Genomic DNA, 6,114 nt, shown 5'->3' with positions numbered 1-6,114 from the left:
GCCCGCGCTCGCCGGGGGCTTGACCACCAGGTCGCGGCCGGCGAGGCCCTCCCGCTCGATCCACGCCTCGACCTCGGCCGGGTCGGTCGTGCAGATCTGCCGGGCGACCGGCAGCCCGGCCGCGGCGAGCGCCTGGTGCATCCGGTACTTGTGCCGGCGGGCGTCGATCAGCGCCGGGACGTTGGCCTCCTCCGGGGTGAGCGCCTCGGCGAGCGACTGGGTGAGGTGCAGCGCCGCGTCCACCGAGGTCATGACGGCGGTGGGCGACAGCGCCCCGAGGTTGCGGATCGTCTGCTCGAGGTCGCCGTGGTGGTTGATGACCGCGTCGTAGTTCGCCGGGTCGTGCACGCCGCGCAGCGGCTCCAGGGCCGGCCCGTCGTAGTCCATCACCGCCACCGGGCTCAGCCCCGCCTCGCGCAGCCGCGGCGGGAGCATCGCCCCGGAGCTGAACGGCTGGACGATCGCGACGACTGGCTTGCTCATGCTGGCTCGCTTTCTCTTTCTGGGGAGACGTTCGACTCGCGCGGCTTGGGCCGGGTGCGCACCCCGGCGCCCACCGCCACGCAGACCGCCGCGGCGCCGGCGCAGACGCCGGTCAGGATCCACAGCTTGGTGCCCCACCAGTGCCACGCGGTGACGCCGACCACCGGGCCGACGCTGTAGGCGATCTGGGTGGCGAGCGTGGCGAGGCCGATGTAGCGGCCGCGCAGGGCGGCCGGGGCCACCAGGCCGGGGTAGGCCAGCATCGACGGGGCGGCGATCAGCTCGCCGCAGGTCCACACGATGGTCCCGGCCAGCAGGATCCAGGTCTGCGACGGGCCGAGGTAGGTCAGGTAGCCGAGGCCGAGCAGCGCCATGCCCGCCGCCATCGGCAGGCCGATCGGCGCCTTCTGCGTCCACTTGGACAGCCACAGCTCCAGCGCGATCACCATGAAGCCGTTGATGGCCAGCATGATCGCGTAGATCCGGCTGTCGAAGCCCGACTCGGTGACGAACAGCGGCAGCGACGAGTTCATCTGGATGTAGGCGACCGAGGTCAGGAAGAGGCCGAGGACGACCAGCAGGAACCGGCCGTCCGCGAAGACCTTCCGGTATCCGGGCGCCGGCTGCTTGGCGGCCTCGGCCGCGGCGTCCTCCTGGTCCTTCCGCTCCTCCGGACGGCTCTCGGTCCGCGCGGCGTCGGCGGGCAGCACCAGCAGGGCGACCAGGCAGTAGCACAGCGAGGTCGCCGCGTCGGCGAAGAACAGCGGGACGTAGGAGCCGAACCAGGTCAGCAGGAGCGCCGCGGCGAGCGGGCCGAGGGTGGACCCGATGTTGAAGGTCGCCCGCCAGATCGAGAACGTCATGACCTGGCGCTCGTCCGGGGTGAGCTCGACCACCCGCGCCATCGCGGCGGGCCGGAACGCGGTGGCCGTGAGGCCCGCCGCGCCCGCGACCAGCACGCCGACCCAGACGTTCGGGACGTAGACGATCAGCGCGGTCAGCACCGCGGTCGCGGCCGTCGAACCGATGATCGTCCAGCGGTAGCCGAACCGGTCGGCGGCCGTCCCGCCGACGGCGCTGCCGAGGATGCGGCCGACCATCAGCGCGGTCAGCACCACCCCGCTCTCCCACGCCGAGAAGCCCTCGTGCAGCAGGTAGAGCACCAGGAACGCGTTGAGGAAGGCCGCCAGGTTGCTGACCAGGTTGCCGAGCATGAGCACCCGGACCGTGCTCGGCATCTCCCGGAGGGTCCGGAGGACCGTCACCTCCGCCGTCGCGCTCACCGGAGGGGCCGCCCGGTGATCTCGAAGAACCGGGCCGGGTCGGCCACCGCGGCGCGGCTCTCCGCCAGCGTCGGCGCGACGGCGATGACGTAGCCGGACCGGGCCAGCCCGTGCGGCGGCAGCCGCACCGTCATGCCGGGCGCGGCGCTCATCGCCATCTCGTGGATCGGCGGGACGAGCAGCTCCTCGCGGGCCCGCGCGCTGACGACCTCCATGTCGTACGCCGGGTAGGCGAAGCGGACGGAGGCGGCCCGGCGCGGATCGGGGAACTCCACGGTCGGACGGCGGCCGACGGCGACGTCCGCGGCGGCCAGCGCCCCGTTGGTGCCCGAGGTCAGCATCCCGAGGTAGGGGATCATGCCGCCGCCCAGCCGGGCGTTGACCTCGATCGCGAACAGCCCCTTCGGGGTGACCTTGTACTCGGCGTGCGTGAAGCCGTTGTCGAAGCCGAGCGCGGTGTGCGTGCGGCGCACCAGGTCCACCACGGCCGGGTCGTCCAGCAGCGGGTCGGCGCCGTCCACGTCGTGGCCGATCTCCTCGAACGCCATCGACTCGCTGTCGCCGAGCACCTTGCGCCCGACGATCATCGGGGTGCACTCGCCCTCGAAGACCACCGAGTCGATGGAGACCTCGGGGCCCTCCAGGAACTCCTCGATGATGACCTGGTCCTCGAACCGCTGGATGCCGGGGACCACCGCGCCCCGGGTGACCTCGAAGGCCGCCGCGAGGCCGGCGGGGTCCTCGACCTTGCGCAGGCCGAGGCTGCCGCCGAGGTTGCGGGGCTTGAGGATGACCGGGTAGCCGGTCTCCTCCGCGAACGCGCGGGCCTCCTCCAGCGTGGCCACCGGGCGGGACGCGGGCTGCGGGATCCCGGCCTTCTCCAGCGCCTGCCTGGTCGCGGTCTTGTCCCGGCAGCGGGCGACCGCCGCCGGGTCGAGCGTGGTGAGGCCGAGCTCCGCGCCCGCCCACGCGGCGGTCTCGATGTAGACCTCGTCGTAGCAGAAGAAGCCGGCCACCTTGTGCTCGCGGGCGACCGCGGCGGCCGCCGCGGTCAGCGCCTCCAGGTCGAGGCAGTTCACGACCGTGTGGCCCTCGATGTACGGCTGCTCCCACGTCGGCGGGGTCGGGTTGAGCAGCCAGAGCCGGTAGCGGGTGGACACCGCCTGGAAGATGTAGGAGCGGTACGCCGCGTAACTGCTCGCGACGACGATCAGCAGAGGCTTGTCCATCGGTCCTTCATCGGGTGGTGGGACGTACGGCGATCTCGGCCCGCGGCGCGGTGGCCCGCAGGCCGTACAGCCGGCCCGCCGGGACCAGGAGGGTCTCGCCCTCGCCCAGGCGGTGCGGGTTCTCGGTGACCCAGGCGTGCACCTCGACCTCGCCGCCGGTCACCTCGACCAGCCGGTCGCCGTCGTGCACCCGGGTGCTGAACGGGTCGCCCGGACGCAGCGCGGCGGCCGTGCCCTCGGCGGCGGCCGACGAGGCGAGCTTGGTGCCCAGCCGGGTGTGCTCGTCCAGCGAGGACGCCCAGGCGATCTGCGCCTGGAAGTCGGCGTCGCCGAGCCGGAGCAGCTCCTTGGTCTCCACGATCCCGCGGACCAGGTCGGGGACGACCGCCTCGCCGTGCCGGCGGGCCAGCCCGAGCAGCAGGTTCTCGAAGGTCATCCGGCCGTGGTGGATGTCGATGTGCGCGTGCTCGTCGGTGTACCGGGTGTCGGCCCGGTCGCCGAACACGGCGCGCAGCATCGTGCCCATGTCGGCGAAACCCTGGGCGAAGAGCCACTCCAGGTAGCTCACCGCGCCCATGTACCGGAACACGCCCCGGTGGTTCTTGGTGAGGTAGTTGAAGTAGTTCGCGCCCGCCAGCGAGCTGGTCAGGTAGAAGTTCCAGTAGGCGTGCACGTCGGTGCGCAGCCCGATGCTGGCGATCATCTCCCGGAACAGCGTGCTGTGCTTGGCGCCGTAGAGCCCGTAGCCGAACTCGTCGGTGAAGACCTTGAACAGCTCCGACTGCTCCGGGCCGTAGAAGCCGGCGAGGTTGCCGGCCATCGCGGACGCCTCGGTCAGCCCGTCCAGCGCAAGCTGGATCAGGTTCAGCCGGGCCGCGTTCTCCGGGTCGGCGCACTCGGTGATGGCCCGCATCGACCCGGTCAGCCGGGCGGCGGCGTCCACGGCCGGGTTGGTGCCCGAGGCGTCCGGGGGCGCTCCGGCCCCCTCGACCTCGCCGAGGAAGTAGGCCTCCAGCTCCTCGACGGTGCGGACCTCCGGAGCGGGGAGCTCCTCCAGGAACGCGAACGAGTAGCGCTCCAGGGACGGGCGCAGCGCGTCGTGCAGCCGCCGCACCTCGGTGCCGTAGAAGAGGTCGAAGTCGGCCTTGACCGGCCCCACCCCGCCCTCCGGGAGCAGCACCATCTCGCTCTCGTAGGTGTTGCAGAGGACGCGGCTCGCGACGAGGTGCCGGTGGCTGAGGAACCCGGCCTCGGTCGCCGGCCGCGCGAAGTCCCCGTCCACCGCGGGCCCGAGCGGCCGGCGGTAGGGGTTGGCGTCCAGGTAGACCTCGGGGCCGGGCCGGAAGATCGGCACCGCGCCGTACTCGTCGAGGACGGTCATGGCGTCGCCTCCCCCGCGCCCGCCGGCTCCGCCATCCCCGCCGGCTCCGCCATGCCCGCCGCATCCGCCATGCCCGCCGCATCCGCCACGCCGGCCGTCTCCTCCATGCTGACGGCGGTGAAGTGGATGCTCGCGCCGTCGTGCCGGGCGTCGAGCAGCAGCTCACCGCCGGGCCGCACCTGCAGCGGCTCGGGCAGGCACTGGACGGCCTGCTTCCAGTGCGAGTCGGGGTTGCCGGGGGCGTTGGTGAGCCCGATCCCGGGGACCAGGTCGAGTTCGAACCAGAACACGATCGCGTGGCAGCTGCCCTCGGCCGTGGGCGACACCACGAACTCGGCCCGCCGCTCGTCCGGGCCGTCGCGGTAGAAGTCGAAGGCGAAGATCTCCATCGGCTCCGACAGCGGCCGCCACTGGTGGTTGCGCAGCCGCGAGTCGAAGTACTCCATCGAGGAGAGCCGGTTGAACTCCGACAGGTCGAAGCCGTAGAGCTCGCCGACGTGGTTCTTGCGGAACAGCGACTCGCTCTCGACCAGCTGCGCGAACACCCGGCCGGCGGACGGCAGGATCAGCGCGTCCTCGGTGAGCAGGTGCTCGCGGGCGTGCGCGATGGTGGCGAGGATGCCCTCGCCGAGCAGCGCGCAGTCGATGGTCTCGGTGATCAGGACGTCGGCGCGGGCGGGCATGTCCGCCGGCACCCGCATCGCGGTCGACCGCTTCGGCACCACGGTGATCGCCTGGTGGTGGCCCGCGGTCCGGATGATCTGCTCGGCGACGGCCGCGACGGCCGGCTGCCCCTCGCACGCGGTCACCTCGCGGGCCCCGGCGCGGGCGGCCATCATGGACAGCAGCCCGGTGCCGGTGCCGATGTCCAGCACCCGCCGGTCCGGCCCCACGACCTGGCGGATCGCCCGGTCGTACAGCTCGGCGCGCTCCCGGTCGTGCAGCATCTCCCAGTGCCAGCGGGGGACGTGCCGGCGGACCGCCCGGTTGTGCCCGAGCAGCGCCTCGCGGTTGTGCGCCTCCAGCGCCAGCGCCAGCTCGAACTCCTCGATGGCCTGCTCGAACCGGCCGGACTCGTGCAGCGCCTGACCGCGCCGGACGAACTCGGCCACCTCCCGGTCCACGGCGCCGGTCGCGTCCGCCGGGAGGACGACCTCGTGCACGTCTTCGCTCATCGTTCTCCCTCGCAGGGCTCGACCGCCTCGGGCGGAAGGTTGGCCAGGATCCGCTTGTGGACCAGCGTCACGGGGACGTCCTCGGGGGTGTCCGGGAGCACCACGATGGCCTCGTCGCCGCTGCGCACCATGGGGACCCCGGTGCGCCGGACGGCCGCGACGCCGACCTTGGTGCCGTGCCAGGGGCAGCTCAGCCGGCGGCCGTCGGGGGTCACCCGGGCGAGGCTGAGCGGTCCGCCGCGGTGCGGGCACCAGTCGCGGACCAGGTGGGTCCGCTTGTCCGCGCCGACGAGCAGGAAGTAGCGGTCGTGGCCGGCGAGCACGGTGTTGTGCTCGCGCAGGTCCATCACCAGGATGCGGCTCATGACTCCGTCCGGACGGGGTGGAGGAGGTGGGTCGAGGCGTCGGAGCGGGCCCGGACGCCGTAGACGCGGCCGGCCGGCACCAGCACCGCGTCCCCCTTGGCGAGGGGCACGGGCGCTCCGGTGGCGCTGGTCACGAGCTCGGCCTCGCCCTGCTCGATCTCCAGCACCACGTCGTGGTCGTGGTTGCGGGTGTGGAAC

At 72.8% G+C, this 6,114-nt stretch carries 7 protein-coding genes; all 7 read right to left on the bottom strand.

What is annotated here, in order from left to right:
• Window positions 1-483, bottom strand: a 483-nt coding sequence (locus AB0J52_RS23395; RefSeq protein WP_500184122.1) for a hypothetical protein, incomplete at its 3' end; no start/stop codon positions are given.
• Window positions 480-1,721 carry an MFS transporter gene (locus AB0J52_RS23390; RefSeq protein ID WP_500184120.1) on the bottom strand — a complete coding sequence of 414 codons (1,242 nt, stop codon included), beginning with the start codon at window positions 1,719-1,721 and terminating at the stop codon, window positions 480-482. The genes AB0J52_RS23390 and AB0J52_RS23395, both read right to left, overlap by 4 nt.
• A gap of 41 nt (window positions 1,722-1,762) precedes the next feature.
• Window positions 1,763-2,995, bottom strand: coding sequence for an ATP-grasp domain-containing protein (locus AB0J52_RS23385; RefSeq protein ID WP_500184119.1), 1,233 nt, complete (start codon window positions 2,993-2,995; stop codon window positions 1,763-1,765).
• 7 nt (window positions 2,996-3,002) lie between these two features.
• The gene (locus tag AB0J52_RS23380; protein WP_500184116.1) at window positions 3,003-4,376 is read right to left on the bottom strand and encodes an iron-containing redox enzyme family protein; all 1,374 of its coding nucleotides are present in this window, start codon (window positions 4,374-4,376) and stop codon (window positions 3,003-3,005) included.
• Window positions 4,373-5,551: a class I SAM-dependent methyltransferase gene (locus AB0J52_RS23375; protein WP_500184114.1), complete on the bottom strand. Its 1,179-nt coding sequence runs from the start codon at window positions 5,549-5,551 to the stop codon at window positions 4,373-4,375. The genes AB0J52_RS23380 and AB0J52_RS23375 overlap by 4 nt, the downstream gene beginning before the upstream one ends.
• The gene (locus AB0J52_RS23370) at window positions 5,548-5,916 is read right to left on the bottom strand and encodes a Rieske 2Fe-2S domain-containing protein (RefSeq protein ID WP_500184113.1); all 369 of its coding nucleotides are present in this window, start codon (window positions 5,914-5,916) and stop codon (window positions 5,548-5,550) included. The genes AB0J52_RS23375 and AB0J52_RS23370 overlap by 4 nt, the downstream gene beginning before the upstream one ends.
• Window positions 5,913-6,114, bottom strand: a 202-nt coding sequence (locus AB0J52_RS23365; protein WP_500184111.1) for a hypothetical protein, incomplete at its 5' end; no start/stop codon positions are given. The genes AB0J52_RS23370 and AB0J52_RS23365, both read right to left, overlap by 4 nt.

The sequence above is a fragment of the Spirillospora sp. NPDC049652 genome (genome assembly GCF_040675125.1).
Classification (GTDB): Bacteria; Actinomycetota; Actinomycetes; order Streptosporangiales; family Streptosporangiaceae; genus Spirillospora.
The sequence above is the reverse complement of the archived record's forward strand: the minus strand, read 5'-3'. Positions and strand labels throughout refer to the sequence as shown.